The sequence below is a fragment of the Variovorax sp. P4_B11 genome (genome assembly GCF_056402355.1).
This window is the reverse complement of sequence record NZ_JBFUHO010000048.1, coordinates 23,089-39,478: the sequence shown is the minus strand read 5'-3', so window position 1 is coordinate 39,478 and position 16,390 is coordinate 23,089. Positions and strand designations below refer to the sequence as shown.

15 protein-coding genes are annotated in these 16,390 nt (G+C 68.0%); 12 read left to right on the top strand and 3 right to left on the bottom strand.

Annotation, left to right across the window (positions count from 1 at the left end):
- Positions 1-52: 52 nt before the first annotated feature.
- The 3 genes from AC1DYD_RS30570 to AC1DYD_RS30560 all read right to left on the bottom strand — a co-directional run bounded on the left by AC1DYD_RS30570 (position 53) and on the right by AC1DYD_RS30560 (position 4,170).
- On the bottom strand, positions 53-1,522 hold the full coding sequence (locus AC1DYD_RS30570) for an NAD(P)H-hydrate dehydratase (protein ID WP_478176504.1): 1,470 nt from the start codon (positions 1,520-1,522) through the stop codon (positions 53-55).
- 8 nt (positions 1,523-1,530) lie between these two features.
- Complete coding sequence (locus AC1DYD_RS30565; RefSeq protein ID WP_478176503.1) at positions 1,531-2,787, bottom strand: D-amino acid dehydrogenase; 1,257 nt, start codon at positions 2,785-2,787, stop codon at positions 1,531-1,533.
- A 63-nt stretch (positions 2,788-2,850) separates the two neighbouring features.
- The gene (locus AC1DYD_RS30560; protein WP_478176502.1) at positions 2,851-4,170 is read right to left on the bottom strand and encodes an amidase; all 1,320 of its coding nucleotides are present in this window, start codon (positions 4,168-4,170) and stop codon (positions 2,851-2,853) included.
- A 208-nt stretch (positions 4,171-4,378) separates the two neighbouring features.
- On the opposite strand from AC1DYD_RS30560, the gene rpsB reads away from it, so the two are divergent.
- The 12 genes from rpsB (at position 4,379) to fabZ (ending at position 16,384) form a co-directional block, all read left to right on the top strand.
- Positions 4,379-5,134 (top strand): 30S ribosomal protein S2, encoded by a 756-nt coding sequence (gene rpsB / locus AC1DYD_RS30555; protein WP_478176501.1) that lies wholly within the window; start codon positions 4,379-4,381, stop codon positions 5,132-5,134.
- A gap of 111 nt (positions 5,135-5,245) precedes the next feature.
- Positions 5,246-6,169, top strand: coding sequence for a translation elongation factor Ts (gene tsf / locus AC1DYD_RS30550; protein ID WP_478176500.1), 924 nt, complete (start codon positions 5,246-5,248; stop codon positions 6,167-6,169).
- Between the two features lie 92 nt (positions 6,170-6,261).
- On the top strand, positions 6,262-6,984 hold the full coding sequence (pyrH, locus tag AC1DYD_RS30545; protein ID WP_478176499.1) for a UMP kinase: 723 nt from the start codon (positions 6,262-6,264) through the stop codon (positions 6,982-6,984).
- A gap of 13 nt (positions 6,985-6,997) precedes the next feature.
- Entirely contained in the window at positions 6,998-7,558 is a 561-nt protein-coding gene (frr, locus tag AC1DYD_RS30540) for a ribosome recycling factor (protein ID WP_478176498.1), read from the top strand.
- Between the two features lie 224 nt (positions 7,559-7,782).
- A complete protein-coding gene (gene uppS / locus AC1DYD_RS30535; RefSeq protein WP_478176497.1) occupies positions 7,783-8,520 on the top strand; it encodes a polyprenyl diphosphate synthase in 738 nt (245 codons plus the stop codon).
- Between the two features lie 4 nt (positions 8,521-8,524).
- Positions 8,525-9,370, top strand: coding sequence for a phosphatidate cytidylyltransferase (locus tag AC1DYD_RS30530; RefSeq protein WP_478176496.1), 846 nt, complete (start codon positions 8,525-8,527; stop codon positions 9,368-9,370).
- A 5-nt stretch (positions 9,371-9,375) separates the two neighbouring features.
- A complete protein-coding gene (ispC, locus tag AC1DYD_RS30525; protein WP_478176515.1) occupies positions 9,376-10,554 on the top strand; it encodes a 1-deoxy-D-xylulose-5-phosphate reductoisomerase in 1,179 nt (392 codons plus the stop codon).
- A gap of 24 nt (positions 10,555-10,578) precedes the next feature.
- A complete protein-coding gene (gene rseP / locus AC1DYD_RS30520; RefSeq protein WP_478176495.1) occupies positions 10,579-11,949 on the top strand; it encodes an RIP metalloprotease RseP in 1,371 nt (456 codons plus the stop codon).
- A 40-nt stretch (positions 11,950-11,989) separates the two neighbouring features.
- Positions 11,990-14,398 carry an outer membrane protein assembly factor BamA gene (bamA, locus tag AC1DYD_RS30515; protein WP_478176494.1) on the top strand — a complete coding sequence of 803 codons (2,409 nt, stop codon included), beginning with the start codon at positions 11,990-11,992 and terminating at the stop codon, positions 14,396-14,398.
- Complete coding sequence (locus AC1DYD_RS30510) at positions 14,398-14,940, top strand: OmpH/Skp family outer membrane protein (RefSeq protein WP_478176493.1); 543 nt, start codon at positions 14,398-14,400, stop codon at positions 14,938-14,940. The genes bamA and AC1DYD_RS30510 overlap by 1 nt, the downstream gene beginning before the upstream one ends.
- 14 nt (positions 14,941-14,954) lie before the next feature.
- Positions 14,955-15,941, top strand: a complete 987-nt coding sequence (lpxD, locus tag AC1DYD_RS30505; protein ID WP_478176492.1) for a UDP-3-O-(3-hydroxymyristoyl)glucosamine N-acyltransferase — start codon at positions 14,955-14,957, stop codon at positions 15,939-15,941.
- Positions 15,938-16,384, top strand: a complete 447-nt coding sequence (fabZ, locus tag AC1DYD_RS30500; protein ID WP_478176491.1) for a 3-hydroxyacyl-ACP dehydratase FabZ — start codon at positions 15,938-15,940, stop codon at positions 16,382-16,384. The genes lpxD and fabZ overlap by 4 nt, the downstream gene beginning before the upstream one ends.
- Positions 16,385-16,390 lie beyond the last annotated feature (6 nt).

Here is a 16,390-nt window from a genome sequence, read left to right as displayed (position 1 = left end):
TCGCTGCCCCCCGAGGGGGCTGCAGGCCGCCTTGGGGCGGCCCGGCGGCGGCCTAGGACCCGGGACGCTGCCGGGCCAGCGCGCCGGCGGTGAGCGGGATGCCGGCGGGCCAGCGGTCCGCCAGGTCGCCATGGGCCCACACCGCCTCGCAGGCCGCCGTTTGCGCCGGCCGGCCCGTGGCCAGCGCGGCGCCGACCATGCCGGCCAGCACGTCGCCGGTGCCAGCGGTGGCGAGCCGCGCGTTGCCGCTGGGGTTGATCACGGGCAGCTCGCCCATGGCGGCGACGACCGTTCCGGAGCCCTTGAGGACCACCACCACACCGAAGCGCGCCGCCAGGCGCACGGCGGCAGCGAGCCGATCGGCCTGGACTTCGCGGGTGGTTGCCTGCAGCAGGCGCGCCGCCTCGAGGGGATGCGGCGTCAGCACGGTCGTCCGGCCGGATGGCGCCCGGGCCTGCAGCAGCGACTGCAGCCCGGTGTCGCCGGCGATCGCGTTGAGGGCATCGGCGTCCAGCACCAGGGTGCGGGCCTCCGCCAGCACGCGGGGCAGCACAGCGGCGACCGCGGTGCCGCCGCCGCAGCCGCAGACCACGGTCATCGCGCCCAGATCCAGCATCTCGGGGCGGCGGAACATCAATTCGGGCTGCACCCGATCCAGCGGCGCGACGCCGGCGTCCAGCGGGGCGACGAACACCCGTCCGGCGCCGGCCGCGAGCGCGGCCGAGGCCGCAAGCAGCGCCGCGCCCGCCATTCCGGGCGCGCCGCCGATGATGGCGACGTCGCCGTAGCTGCCCTTGTGGGAGGACTGCCGGCGGGCGGCCGCAACCGGTGCACCGGGCAGCCGCGCGGCCGGGGGCGCGGCACCGGGGTCGACGCCCAGGTCGTCGAACCAGACTTCGCCGGCGGCATCGCGGCCCTGGGCCGTGAAGAGGCCGGGCTTGAGGGTCAGCAGGCTGAGGCAGAGCCGGCGGGCATTCGTCGGCCCCGGCGAAGCCGGCGGCAGCTCGAACGACAGCGCCCCGGTGTCGGCGCCCAGCCCCGAGGGCGTGTCCACGCTCAGCAGCGGCGCCGCATCGGCGTGCATGCGTCGCAGCCAATCGAGCATGCGGCCTTCGGGTGCCCGCGTGGCGCCGATGCCGAGCAGGGCGTCGATCGCCAGGTCATGCTGCGCCGGTGGCGCGTCGGCGAAGCGGACGCCGGCGTCGCGTGCGCGCTGCAGCGACGCGCGGGCGTCGCCCGACAGCCGATCCTCCTCGCCGACCCAGGTCACGACCGGCGCGAACCCGCGCAGCTGCAACCGGGCCGCCGCCTCGAAGCCGTCGCCGCCGTTGTTGCCGGGCCCGCAGGCGATCCAGAGCGTGCGCGCCTGCGGTGCGATCGCCATCGCAAGGCGCGCGACCGCCAGGCCGGCGCGCTGCATCAGCGTGTGCGGCGGCAGGGCGGCCGCGGCCGATTGCTCGATCCGCCGCGTGGCCGCGACATCGAACAGGGCGGCGGCGGTGGCGGAGGTGATGCGTTGCATGGCGAGCCTCAATGTTGCAGCAGCCGCTCGATGCCGAGCCCTTCGAGGTCGATGCCGGCGTCGCGGCCGGCGATCAGATCGGCTACGACGCGTGCGCTGCCGCAGGACAGCGCCCAGCCGCTCGAACCATGGCCGAGGTTGAGCCAGATGCCCGGCACGCCGCTCGCGCCGAGGATCGGCGGGCCGTCCGGCAACATCGGCCGCGCGCCCTTCCATTGCTGCACGCCCGAACGCAGCGTCACGGCGCCGGGGAACCAGTCCTGCAGCACCTTGTACAGCGTCTCCAGCGAAGCCGGGTTCAGCTTGGCCTGGGAGCCCCCGAGTTCGGCGCTGCCGGCCACCCGAACGCGCAGGCCGAGCCGCGAGATCGCCACCTTGTAGCGCTCGTCCATCACGGCGCTGCGAGGCGCGTTGAGCGGCTCGCGGATCTGGGCGCTGACCGAGTGGCCGTAGACCGGCGCCAGTGGAATGCGCAGTCCCAGCGGTTGCAGCAGCGCGGCCGAGTCGACGCCGGCGCAGACCACCACGGCATCGAAGCGATGCGCCTCGGAGCCCGCGGCCAGCGACAGCGAGGTCGGTGCCGACCGGCTCAGCGGCGCCAGGTCGCAGTTGAAATGGAACTGGGCGCCGAGCGCCTCGGCCTCCCACTTGAGCAGCAGCGCGAACTGCCTGCAATTGGCGACTTCGTCGTCCGGCAGATGGATGGCGCCGGCCAGCGCCGTGTCGGTGCTGAGCGCCGGCTCGATCTTGCGGGCCTCGTCCGCGTCGAGCTCGCGGAAATTGCTGCCGGCCGCGCGCAGCACCTCGAGCCCGGCCTGCACCAGCTTCTTCTCGCGCTTGGAGCGCAGCAGCACCATGTAGCCGTCGCTGCGCTCGTACTCGAGTTCGCAGGCCTCGCTGATGGCGTGCAGCCGGCTGCGGCTGTAGAAGGCCAGGCGCTGCATCCGGGAACGGTTGGCCAGGTAGGTTTCGAGCTTGCAGGCGCGCTGCCAGCGCGCCATGAAACCGACATCGCGAGACGACAGCGGCCAGCGCAGCTTGACCGCGCCATGCGTGGACAGCAGCGAGCGCAGCACCTTGGCGCGCATGCCGGGTCCGGCCCAGGGGGTCACGTAGCCGGGCGCGACCACGCCCGCATTGGCGAAACTCGACTCCTCGGCGGCGGCACCGCGGCGCTCGAAGACCGCCACCTCATGGCCGTCGGAGGCCAGCTCCCATGCAGTGGTGACGCCGATGATCCCGGCTCCCACGATTGCGATTTTCATTCGTTACTTTGGCGGTGAAAGGTAGGGGTCGGTGCCCACGCAAGCGCACCGGCCCTGGCGACTTTATAGCGCCCGTTCGGCTTGCAGGGCGACGGCCAGCACCGCATCGTCGTGCAGCGCGGCATGCCACAGCATCAGCCCGACCGGCAGTTCGCCTTCGGCGTGGCAGGGCAGCGAGATGGCGCAGCCGTCCAGCATGTTGACTACCGAGGGGTTGCGCAGCAGCAGGGCGTTGACGCGGAAGAACTCGTCGTCGCGGGCCTCGCCCGGCGCGACGCTGGCGATCGTCGGCGCGGTGATCGGCACGGTCGGCGAAAGCACCGCGTCGAACGGCGACAGCAGCTGCTCCATGCGCCCGATCCAGTCGCGCCGGGCATGGACCAGGTCGATGTATTCGTGCGCCCGCATCGTGGCGCCCTTGAGGATGCGCTGCGCCACGCGCGGGTCGTAGCCGGCGCCGCTGCGTTCCAGCAGCAGGCGGTGCCAGGCGTAGGCCTCGGCAGCCGAGAAGCCGCCGGTGGCGTTGATCGCGGGCAGGTCGGCCAGCGGCGGCAGGTCGATCTCCTCGATACGTGCTCCGGCCTTGCCGAGTTGGCCCAGGGCCCGTTGGAAGGCCTTGGCGACCACCGGGTCGAGGTCGTCCTGGAACAGCTTCCGGACCACCGCCAATCGGTAGGCGGCCAGCGGCGCCGTGCCGGGCGTCACCCGCCGCGCCGCGAGGATCTGGTGCGCCGTGACCGCATCGCGCACCGAGCGTGTCATGGCGCAGACAGTGTCGAGCGTGGTCGACAGGGGCAGGGCGCCTTGCGCCGGCACCAGCCGCGCGGTGCTCTTGAAGCCGACGATGCCGTTCAGCGCCGCCGGGATCCGGATCGAGCCCCCGGTATCGGAGCCGAGTCCGATGAAGGCCGCGCCGCTGGCCACGGAGATCGCGGCCCCGGACGACGAGCCGCCCGGGATGCGCGGCGTGGCGGGATCGGCGAGGTTGGCCGGCGTGCCGTGGTGCGGGTTGACCCCGACGCCCGAAAAAGCGAACTCGGTCATGTTGGTGCGGCCCAGCAGGGCGCCGCCGGCCGCGCGAAGGCGTGCCACGGCGACCGCGTCGGCGCGCGCCGACGGCGCATGGGTCAGCACCACCGACCCGGCCGGCGTCGGCTGGCCCGCGATGTCGAACAGGTCCTTGGCCGAGAAGGCCAGTCCGGCGAGCGGCTGGTCGGGCCGGGCGGCGGCGGCTTCCGCGCGGGCCTCGTCCGGCATCGTGCGGGTGAAGGCGTGCGCGCAGGCCGGCGAGGCGGCGGCGGCGAGGCTCTGCGCCATTTCGGTGCGGGCGTCGGAGGTGGTCGCCAGCAGGGCGAGGCGGGTGGCGTGCAGGTCGGGTCGCATGGTCAGGGTGGCCGGTCGGAGGAGGGGGCAAGGGCGGTGCGTGCTATACTCCTTGGGTTTCGCCCAAGCGGCCACAAGCCAATTCCACATGGAAATTGGGCGAGACGCATCCGCAAACCAGCCCATTCAAGGTGTTGCAAGGCTTTCCCTCAGTGGAAAGCACGCAAAACGGGCTGGATTTTAGACCCAACCTTTGGAGTTATTCCTTATGTCGACCACCATGCGCGAAATGCTGGAAGCCGGTGTCCATTTCGGCCACCAGACCCGCTTCTGGAACCCCAAGATGGCCCCGTACATCTTCGGCCATCGCAACAAGATCCACATCATCAACCTGGAAAAGTCGCTTCCGATGTTCCAGGACGCGATGAAGTACGCCAAGCAGCTCACCGCCAACCGCGGCACCATCCTGATGGTCGGCACCAAGCGCCAGGCCCGCGAGATCGTGGCTGCCGAAGCCCGCCGCGCCGGCGTGCCCTTCGTCGACACCCGCTGGCTCGGCGGCATGCTGACCAACTTCAAGACCGTCAAGACCTCGATCAAGCGCCTGAAGGACATGAAGGCCCAGCAGGAAGCCGGCCTCGACAGCCTGAGCAAGAAGGAGCAACTGACCTTCTCGCGCGAAATCGCGAAGCTCGAAAAGGACATCGGCGGCATCCAGGACATGAACGCGCTGCCCGACGCCATCTTCGTGATCGACGTCGGCTTCCACAAGATCGCCGTGGCCGAAGCCAAGAAGCTCGGCATTCCGCTGATCGGCGTGGTCGACTCGAACCACTCGCCTGAAGGCATCGACTACGTGATCCCCGGCAACGACGACTCGTCGAAGGCTGTCACGCTGTATGCCCGCGGCATCGCCGACGCGATCATCGAAGGGCGAAACAGCGGCGTCAACGACGTCGTGAAGGCCGTGGCTGAAGGCGGTTCCGACGAATTCGTCGAAGTCGAAGAGGGCGCTTCCGCCTGATTCAAGCTCGCTCGAGCCTGAAGAAGGGGCTTTGTTGCCCCTTTTTTTTAATCTGATTTTCGCGGACGCCCGTGCGGCGGCCGCAACTGACAAACCGAACGGAGTACACACATGGCAACGATCACCGCAAGCATGGTTGGCGAACTGCGCGCAAAAACCGACGCCCCGATGATGGAATGCAAGAAGGCCCTGACCGAGGCCGACGGCAACATGGACAAGGCCGAAGAGTTGCTGCGCATCAAGCTCGGCAACAAGGCCGGCAAGGCCTCGGGCCGCATCACGGCCGAAGGCGTGGTCGCCGCGTACGTCAATGGCGATGCCGGCGCAATGATCGAGATCAACTGCGAAACCGACTTCGTCACCAAGAACGACAGCTTCCTCGCGATGGCCAATGCCGCCGCCATGCTGGTCGCCAAGAACAACCCGGCCGACCTGGCGGCGCTGGGCGCCCTGGCCTACGAGCAGGATGGTTTCGGCCCGACGCTGGAAGACGTGCGCAAGGGCCTGATCGGCAAGATCGGCGAGAACATGAGCTTCCGCCGCTTCAAGCGCTTTGCCGGCAACGGTAAGCTGGCGTCGTACCTGCACGGCACCCGGATCGGCGTGATGGTCGAGTTCGAAGGCGACGAAACCTCGGCCAAGGACGTCGCGATGCACATCGCCGCGATGAAGCCGGTCGCGATCTCGGCATCGGACGTGCCGGCCGACCTGATCGAAAAGGAACGCGCGGTTGCCGCCGGCAAGGCCGAGGAAGACCGCAAGGTCGCCGAAGCCGCCGGCAAGCAGCCGCAGCCGGCCGATATCGTTGCCAAGCGCATCGAGGGCGGCGTGCAGAAGTACCTGAAGGAAGTCTCGCTGCACAACCAGGCTTTCGTGAAGAACGACAAGCAGACCGTCGAGCAGATGCTCAAGGCCGCCAACACCTCGATCAAGGGCTTCACGCTCTACGTGGTGGGCGAAGGCATCGAGAAGAAGGTCGACGACTTCGCGGCCGAGGTGGCGGCGCAGGTCGCTGCTGCCAAGGCTGCGGCCTGAGTCACGCCGCCGGCGGCAGCGCACGTGACGCGCTGCCGCTTCTTCACAGTCACGTTTTACACTCGCACCCGCTCATCTCAAAGGAACCGCCCATGCCCGACACCCGCCCAGCCCACAAGCGAATCTTGTTGAAGCTGTCGGGCGAGGCGCTGATGGGGGACGACGCCTTCGGCATCAACCGCGCGACCATCGTGCGCATGGTGGGCGAGGTGGCCGAGGTCGTGAACATGGGCGTCGAGGTGGCGGTCGTCATCGGCGGCGGCAACATCTTTCGCGGCGTCGCCGGCGGCTCCGTGGGCATGGACCGCGCCACGGCCGACTACATGGGGATGCTGGCCACTGTCATGAACGCGCTGGCGCTGGCCGACGCCATGAACAAGCAGGGCCTGATCGCCCGCGTGATGTCGGCCATCGCGATCGAGCAGGTGGTCGAGCCCTACGTGCGTCCCAAGGCCCTGCAGTACCTCGAAGAGGGCAAGGTCGTGATCTTCGCGGCCGGCACCGGCAACCCCTTCTTCACCACCGACACGGCGGCCGCGCTGCGCGGCGCCGAGATCGGCGCCGAGCTGGTGCTGAAGGCGACCAAGGTCGATGGCGTCTACACCGCCGATCCCAAGAAGGATCCGAGCGCCACCCGCTACACCAACCTGAGCTTCGATGAAGCCATCGCACAAAACCTCGGCATCATGGACGCCACGGCCTTCGCGCTGTGCCGCGACCAGAACCTGCCGATCAAGGTGTTCTCGATCTTCAAGAACGGCGCACTCAAGCGTGTCGTGATGGGCGAGGACGAAGGCACCCTCGTGCACGCTTGAGGAGAATGAACCCATGACCATTGCAGACATCCGCAGTGCGACCGACGCCAAGATGAACCAGTCGCTCGCCGCCTTCCAGAACAACCTGACCAAGATCCGTACCGGCCGCGCCAATCCGGCCTTGCTGGATTCGGTCCATGTCGACTACTACGGCTCGTCGGTGCCGCTGTCGCAGGTGGCCAACGTCGCGCTGCTCGACTCCCGCACGATCAGCGTCCAGCCCTGGGAAAAGGGCATGGGTGCCAAGATCGAGAAGGCGATCCGCGAGAGCGACCTGGGCCTCAACCCGGCCTCGATGGGCGACCTGATCCGGGTTCCGCTGCCGCCGATGAGCGAGGAGCGCCGCAAGGAAATGACCAAGCTGGTGCGCAACGAAGGCGAGACCACCAAGATCGCGACGCGCAATCTGCGCCGCGACGCCAACGATGCGATCAAGAAGCTGGTCAAGGACAAGCTGGCCTCGGAAGACGACCAGAAGCGGGCCGAGGCCGAGATCCAGAAAGTGACCGACCGCCACATCGCGGAAATCGACCGCCTGGTGACCGCCAAAGAAGCCGAGATCATGGCTGTTTGAAATGAAACACCCCCGAAGCGCCTGCGGCGCCCCGAGTCGCTGCCAGAGGCAGCGGCTCTTCGAGTCCGTCCAAGCCTGCGCAGGCAGGCTTGGAGCCGCGGACCTCAGCCCCTCGAGGGGGCGATACCAGCGGCCCGGCAAAGCCGGTTCCGCGGTATCCCCGGCACGGGCCCGTGCCGGTTTCATGTGTCGTGGGTCACGCAATGGCGTGGTGGATCACTGAGATGAAACAGGTCGCGCCGGCGGTTCCCCATCACATCGCCATCGTCATGGACGGCAACGGCCGCTGGGCGACGCGCCGCTTCCTGCCGCGCGTCGCGGGGCACAAGCAGGGCGTCGAGTCGCTGCGGCGCTGCGTCAAAGCCTGCGTGGCCCGCAACGTCGCAGTGCTCACCGTGTTCGCCTTTTCGTCCGAGAACTGGAACCGGCCGGTCGAGGAAGTGTCGGGCCTGATGGACCTGATGGTCGGAGCACTGAGCCGCGAGGTGCCGAAGCTGAGCCAGGACGGCGTCCGGCTGCACTTCGTCGGCGAGCGCGGCGGGCTGTCCGAGAAGATGATCGCCGGCCTGGTCCAGGCCGAAACCGCGACGGCGCACAACAGCCGTCTGGTGCTCAATGTCTGCTTCAACTATGGCGGCCGTTGGGACATCGCCCGCGCTGCAGCCCAGGTGGCCGCCCGCGGCCAGCCCCTGACCGAGGCCAATCTCGACGCCGCCATGGCGCTCGCGCACGTGCCCGACCCCGATCTGTTCATCCGCACCGGCGGCGAGCAGCGGCTGTCGAATTTCCTGCTCTGGCAGAGCGCCTACGCGGAACTGTTCTTCAGCGACCGCCTGTGGCCCGAGTTCGACGAGGCAGCCCTCGACCAGGCCATCGCCGCGTTCCAGCGCCGCGAGCGCCGCTACGGCCATACGTCCGAGCAGATCGGCGCCGGCGGTCCAGGCGATCAGCGAGTCGCCTGAGCGCATGCTCAAACAACGCATCATCACTGCGGTCGTCCTGCTGGCGATCCTGCTGCCCGCGCTCTTCTATCCCTCGCACGTGCCCTTCGCCTGCGTGATGCTGGCGCTGATCGGGGCCGCGGCCTGGGAGTGGGGGCGCCTCAACGACTACGGCCCGCGCATGTCGCTGTTCCTGGGCGCCGAGATGGTGCTGCTGTGCGCGCTGTCCTGGTGGCTGGGCCTGCTGCAGAGCCCGCTGCTCGGCGTCTGGATCGTCGCCAGCGCGGCCTGGGTGCTCGGCGGTGCCGCGCTGCTGCGGGTCGCGGTGCCCGGCTGGCCGCGCGTGCCCAAGGGGCTGCGCCTGGTCGGCGGCCTGCTCGCCCTCTGGGTGGCCTGGCTGGCGGCGGTACAGGCACGCATGGTGGGCATCAATTTCCTGCTCTCGATCCTGGTGCTGGTCTGGGTCGCGGACGTCTTCGCGTATTTCACCGGCCGGGCCTTGGGGCTCAAGTTCACCCGCAACAAGCTGGCGCCGACCATCAGTCCCGGCAAGAGCTGGGAGGGTGTCTGGGGCGGCATGGCCGGCGTGGTCGTGCTGGCGCTGGCCTGGGCCTGGGGCGACTCGGCTGCCCAGGCGACGGTCGCCAGCCTCTACACGCGGCTGGCCGAACGGGGCTGGTGGCTGCTGCTGATCGGGGTGGTCTTCATGGCGGCCATGAGCGTGGTCGGCGACCTGGTCGAGTCGCTGATCAAGCGCAGCGCGGGCGCCAAGGACAGCAGTGCCCTGTTGCCCGGCCACGGCGGCGTGCTCGACCGGATCGACGCCTTGCTGCCCACGCTGCCGATCGCCATGATGCTGGCTTTCCTATGATTCCAATCAGACAACGTGTCACGGTGCTCGGTTCGACCGGCTCCGTCGGCGTCAGCACGCTCGATGTGATCGCGCGCCACCCCGAGCGCTTCGAGGTCTTCGCCCTGTCGGCAGCGACCAAGGTGGACGAACTGTTCGCGCAATGCGTGCATTTTTCGCCGCAGTTCGCCGTCATGGCGAGTGCGCCGCATGCGGCGCTTCTGGCCGACAAGTTGAAGGCGAGCGGCTTGCCGACGCGGGTGCTGAGCGGCGAGGGTGCCATCGAGGAGATCGCCTCGCACGAGCAGGCCGACGCCGTGATGGCGGCCATTGTCGGCGCCGCCGGGCTCGGCCCCTGCCTGGCGGCCGCGCGGGCCGGCAAGCGGCTGTTGCTCGCCAACAAGGAGGCGCTGGTGGTCGGTGGCGAGCTGTTCATGCACACGGTCCAGGAAGGCGGCGCGGCGCTGCTGCCGATCGACAGCGAGCATTCGGCGATCTTCCAGTGCCTGCCCGAGGATCGCCGGACCTGGGCCGAGCGCGTCGACCACGTCCTGCTGACGGCCTCCGGCGGCCCGTTCCGGCAGCGCGATCCCCGGACGCTGGCCGAGATCACGCCCGAGCAGGCCTGCGCCCATCCGAATTTCTCGATGGGGCGCAAGATTTCCGTCGACTCGGCCACCATGATGAACAAGGCCCTCGAAGTGATCGAGGCCCGCTGGCTGTTCGACCTGACGCCCGAGCAGGTCAAGGTGGTGATCCACCCGCAGCAGATCATTCACTCGATGGTTCAGTTCCAGGATTCGTCGGTGATCGCGCAGCTCGGAACGCCGGACATGCGGGTGCCGATCGCCTGTGGCCTGGCCTGGCCGGAGCGCATCGAGAGCGGCGCCGGCAGGCTGGACTTTGCCTCGCTGGCGGCCCTGACCTTCGAGGCCGCCGACGCGCTGCGTTTCCCGGGACTGCACCTGGCATGGCATGCGTTGCGGGCTGCGCCCGGGACCACTGCGGTGCTGAATGCGGCCAACGAAGTGGCGGTCGAGGCCTTCCTCGACCGGCGGCTGCGCTTCGACCGCATTCATGCGGTCAACCTGGAAACTTTGGAGCGGGTGCTGCCCTCCAACCCCTCGTCGCTCGCGGACTTGCTCGACCTGGACGCCGGCGCCCGTGCCGCGGCCCGTGCCGCGGCGCTTCGTTTCGCGGCCTGATCCCATTCAACCCCGGGGAATCCGATGCTCACAGTCGTTGCCTTCATCGTCGCGCTCGGCCTGCTGATCGCCGTGCACGAATACGGGCACTACCGGGTCGCGGTCGCTTGCGGCGTCAAGGTGCTTCGTTTCTCCGTGGGCTTCGGCAAGACGCTCTATCGCTGGCAGCCGAAGCGCCAGCATCCGGGCCAGAACACCGAATTCGTGATCGGCGCCTTCCCGATCGGCGGCTACGTCAAGATGCTCGACGAGCGCGAGGGGCCGGTGCCCCCCGAGGAGCGCCATCGCGCCTTCAATACCCAGCCCCTTCGTTCCCGCGCCGCGATCGTTGCCGCCGGCCCGATCGCCAACCTGCTGCTGGCGGTCGTGCTCTACACACTGGTCAACTGGATCGGCGTCCTGGAGCCGGCTGCGACGCTGGCCCGTCCGGTGGCGGCATCGCTGGCCGAGCAGGCGGGACTGCAGGGCGGCGAACACATCGCGCGGGCCGGCTTCGACGGACAACTGGAGGCCGTGCAGTCCTTCGAGGACCTGCGCTGGCGCATGACGCGTGGTGCCCTCGACGGCCGCGACCTGACGCTGGAGATCGCGGGCGAGGGTGGCCGGCCGGCGCGCGAACTCGTGCTGCCGCTGAGCCGCATCGAGGCCAGGGATGCGGATGCGCAGATGTTCCGCAAGATCGGCGTCATCGCACCGATGACCCGCGCCGAGATCGGCGAGGTGATGGCGGGCAGCGCCGCCGAGCGTGCCGGCCTGCGCAACGGCGACCTGGTGCGCTCGGTGGGTGCGACGCCGATCGTCGATGGCCTGCAGCTGCGCGAGGCGATCCGGGCCTCGATCGACAGCGGCCAGCCGCGCACGCAAGCCTGGCAGGTCGAGCGCGGTGGCCAGTCGATCCGCATCGATGTCACGCCAGAGGTCCGCGACGAGCCGACCGGCAAGATCGGCCGCATCGGCGCCTATGTCGGCGCCCCGCCCGAGATGGTGCTGGTGCGACTGGGCGTGGTCGACGGCATCTGGCGCGGCGTGGTCCGCACCTGGGAAGTGTCGGCACTCACCGTTCGCATGATGGGCAAGATGGTGATCGGCGAGGCCTCGCTCAAGAATCTCAGCGGGCCGCTCACGATCGCCGACTACGCCGGCAAGTCCGCCAGCCTGGGACTGACCCAGTACTTGGTGTTCCTGGCCCTGATCAGCGTGAGCCTGGGGGTCTTGAACCTCATGCCGCTGCCGGTCCTCGATGGTGGACACCTGATGTATTATCTTTGGGAGGGCCTGACCGGCAAGAGCGTCTCCGACGCCTGGATGGAAAGGTTTCAGCGCGGCGGTGTCGCGCTGCTGCTGGTCATGATGTCGATTGCACTCTTCAACGACGTCACGCGGCTCTTTGGTTAACTTTTCTGCCAGCCCTTTCCGGCCCTGGCCCAATTCACAGATGAACACAACATTCAGTCGCTTTCGCCTGCGCAGCGTTGCCGCGGTAGTGGCCAGCGCCCTGGCGGCCACGGCGGCCTGGGCGGTCGAGCCTTTCACCGTACGCGACATTCGTGTCGAAGGCCTGCAGCGGGTCGAGCCGGGAACGATCTTCGCCTCGATGCCCCTGCGCGTGGGCGACATCTACAACGACGAACGTGGTTCTGCCGCCATCCGGGCGCTGTTCGACCTGGGTCTGTTCAAGGACGTGCGCATCGACGTCAACGGCAACGTGCTGGTGGTGATCGTCGAGGAGCGGCCGACCATTGCCGATGTCGACTTCGTCGGCACCAAGGAATTCGAGAAGGCGGCGCTGCAGAAGGCTTTGCGCGAGGTCGGCCTGGCCGACGGGCGCCCCTACGACAAGGCGCTGACCGACCGTGCCGAGCAGGAGCTCAAGCGCCAGTACGTGAGCCGCAGCCTCTACAACGCGCAGGTCGTGACCACGGTCACGCCGATCGAGCGCAACCGCGTCAACCTGACCTTCACCGTCACCGAAGGCGACCCGGCGCGTATCCGCGAAGTGCACATCGCCGGCAACAAGGACTTCAGCGAGTCGACCCTGCTGAGCCTGTTCGACCAGGACGCCGGCGGCTGGCTCAGTTGGTACACCAAGTCGAACCAGTATTCGCGCGCCAAGCTCACGGCCGACCTCGAGACGCTGCGCTCGTACTACCTGTCGCGCGGCTACCTCGAGTTCCGCATCGACTCGACGCAGGTGGCGATCTCGCCCGACCGGCAAGACCTCTCGGTCACGGTCAACATCACGGAGGGCGACAAGTTCGTGGTCTCCGGCGTGAAGCTCGACGGCAACTACCTGGGCCGGGAAGAAGAATTCAAGACGCTGGTCACCATCAAGCCCGGCGAGCCCTACAACGCCGAGCAGGTGACCCAGACCACCAAGGCCTTCTCAGACTATTTCGGCTCCTTCGGCTATGCCTTCGCGCGCGTGCAGGCCACGCCCGAGATCGATCGCACGACCAACCGGGTGGCGCTGACCCTGAACGCGCAGCCGGAGCGCCGGGTCTACGTGCGGCGCGTCGCCATCGGTGGCAACAACCGCACGCGCGACGAAGTGATCCGGCGCGAGTTCCGCCAGTACGAGGCCTCCTGGTACGACGGCGACAAGATCAAGCTGTCGCGCGACCGGGTCGACCGCCTGGGCTTCTTCAAGGAAGTCACGGTCGACACGCAGGAGGTGCCGGGCGTGCCCGACCAGGTCGACCTGACGATCGAGGTGACCGAGAAGCCGACCGGCTCGCTGCAGCTGGGCGCCGGCTTCTCGAGCGCCGACAAGGTCAGCCTGACCTTCGGCATCTCGCAGGAGAACGTGTTCGGCTCGGGCAACTACCTCGGCGTGCAGGTCAACACCAGCAAGTACAACCGCACGCTGTCGCTGATCACCACCGACCCCTACTTCACGAAGGAAGGGATCTCGCGCACCTTCAGCCTCTACACCACGACCACCCAGCCCTACTACTCCAACATCGACGGCAACTACAGGCTGACCAATGAGGGCGGGGCGATCCGTTTCGGCGTGCCGTTCAGCGAGCGCGACACGGTGTTCTTCGGCGCCGGCGTGGAGCGTTATCGCTTCGACCCCGGGACCTCCATTGCCGGCTACGTGCCGAACTCCTACCAGACCTATTTCGGCTGCCTCACCGGACCGAGCAACTTCCTGCTGTTTTGCAACAACCCGAGCGTCTCGGGCATCCCGTTGACCATCGGCTGGGCCCGCGACGACCGCGACAGCGCGCTGGTGCCGACCAATGGCGTCCTGCAGCGCGCCAACCTCGAGGTCGGCGTTGGCGGGGACATGAAGTACTACAAGGCCGCCTACCAGTACCAGCAGTTCTTCCCGCTCAGCAAGCAGTACACCTTCGCGATCAATGGCGATCTGGGCTACGCCGGGGCGTACAGCGGCCAGGTCTACCCGATCTTCAAGAACTTCTACGCCGGCGGCCTGGGTTCGGTGCGCGGCTTCGAGCAGAACTCGCTCGGCCCGCGCGACATCCCGTTGCTCGGCCAGACCGTGGGCGCCGCGATCGGCGGCACCAAGAAGGCGGTCTTCAATGCCGAGCTGAGCACGCCGTTCCCGGGCGCCGGCAACGACCGGACGCTGCGTCTCTATACCTTCCTCGATGTCGGCAACGTGTTCGGCGAGCGCACGCCGTGGTCGACCGACGCGCAGTGGGATTCGATCAAGAAGCTGCGGGCTTCGGTGGGCCTGGGCATCAGCTGGGTTTCGCCGCTGGGTCCGCTGCGGATCGCCTATGCCCTCCCGGTCGTGTATCAGCAGGAAGACCTGGGCCAGCTGATCCCCCAGGATAGAATTCAGCGTTTGCAATTCCAGATCGGAACCTCCTTCTAATGACTCCATTGCTCCGTGCCGCCGGCGCGCTGCTTGTTCCTGTCTTCATGGCCGCAGGGATGCCTGCCCATGCGCAGGAAACGTTCCGCATCGGTTTCGTCAATCCGGACCGGGTGCTGCGCGAAGCGCAGCCGGCGAAAGCCGCCCAGGCCAAGCTGGAGGCCGAGTTCCTCAAGCGCGAAAAGGATCTGACGGCACAGGGCGCGGCACTCAAGGCGGCGTCCGAGCAGTTCGATCGGGAGGCGTCGACGCTGTCCGAAAGCCAGCGCTTGGTGCGCCAGAAGGCGCTGGTCGACCAGGATCGGGATTTCCAGCGCCGTCGTCGCGAATTCCAGGAAGACCTGAACGCACGCAAGAACGAAGAGCTGCAGCAGGTCTACGAGCGTGCCAACCGCGTGGTCAAGCAGGTGGCCGAGGCTGAGAAGTACGACGCCATCCTCCAGGAGGCGATCTACATCAACCCGAAGCACGACATCACCGAAAAGGTGATCAAGGCGCTCAACGCGTCGACCAACGCGTCGACCTCCCCCGGCGGCAAGTAGCGCCGTCTATCGGCGTGGCACTGCGGCTAGGCGCAATCGTTGAAGCTCTCGGAGGCGAACTCCAGGGCGATCCCGGGCTCTCGATCGAGCGGCTGGCGCCGCTGGCCACGGCGGAGGGCGACGCGATCGCCTTCCTGAGCCATCCGAAGTACCAGAAAGAGCTTGCGGCCTCGCGCGCAGGCTGCGTGATCGTGGCGCCGGCGATGCGCGAAGCGGCGGCGGCGCGCGGTGCCTTCATCGAGACGGCCGATCCCTATCTCTACTTTGCACGCCTCACCCAGCTCTGGAAGAAGGCCCATGCCCGGCCCGAGGCGGGGCGCATCCATCCCAGCGCGGTGATCGACCCCGACGCGTCGATCGATCCGAGCGCCCGCATCGGCGCCCTGTGCGTGATCGAGCGCGGCGCCCGCATCGGGGCCGACACGGTGCTGAAGTCCGGCGTGACCGTGGCCGAGGACTGCGTGATCGGCGCGCGCTGCCTGCTGCACCCGGGCGTTGTGATCGGCGCCGACGGCTTCGGCCTCGCGCCGCACGAAGGTGCCTGGGTCAAGATCGAGCAGCTCGGCGCGGTGCGTATCGGCGACGACGTCGAGATCGGCGCCAACACCTGCATCGACCGCGGCGCCCTCGAGGACACCGTGATCGAGGACGGCGTTAAGCTCGACAACCTGATCCAGATCGGCCACAACGTGCGCGTCGGCAAGCACACCGCGATGGCCGGCTGCGCCGCCGTCGCCGGCAGTGCCACCATCGGGGCCCATTGCACGATCGGCGGCCGGGCCGGCGTGCTGGGGCACCTGACCATTGCCGACCACGTGCACATCTCGGCCACCTCCCTGGTGACGCGATCCATTCTCAAGCCCGGTCACTACACCGGTGTGTTTCCCATCGACGACAATGCCGCCTGGGAAAAAAACGCTGCCACGCTCAAGCAACTGCACAGTCTGCGGGAGCGCCTCAAGGCGCTGGAAAAAATGACGATGCAGGACAAGAAATCATGACGACGCTCGATATCCATCAAATCCTCAAGCTGCTGCCTCACCGATACCCGTTCCTTCTGGTGGACCGCGTGCTCGAGATGGAGAAGGGCAAGCGCATCACGGCACTCAAGAACGTGACCATGAACGAGCCCTTCTTCAACGGCCATTTCCCGCATCGCCCGGTGATGCCCGGCGTGCTGATGCTGGAGGCGATGGCGCAGGCCGCCGCGCTGCTGTCCTTCCATTCGCTCGACATCGTTCCCGACGACAACACGGTCTACTACTTCGCGGCCATCGACGGAGCCCGCTTCAAACGGCCGGTCGAGCCCGGCGATCAGCTCACGCTCGAAGTCGAGATCGAGCGCATGAAGGCCGGCATCTCCAAGTTCAAGGGCCGTGCGCTGGTCGGCTCCGAACTGGCCTGCGAAGCGACGCTGATGTGCGCGATGCGCCAGATCAACTGACGCTGG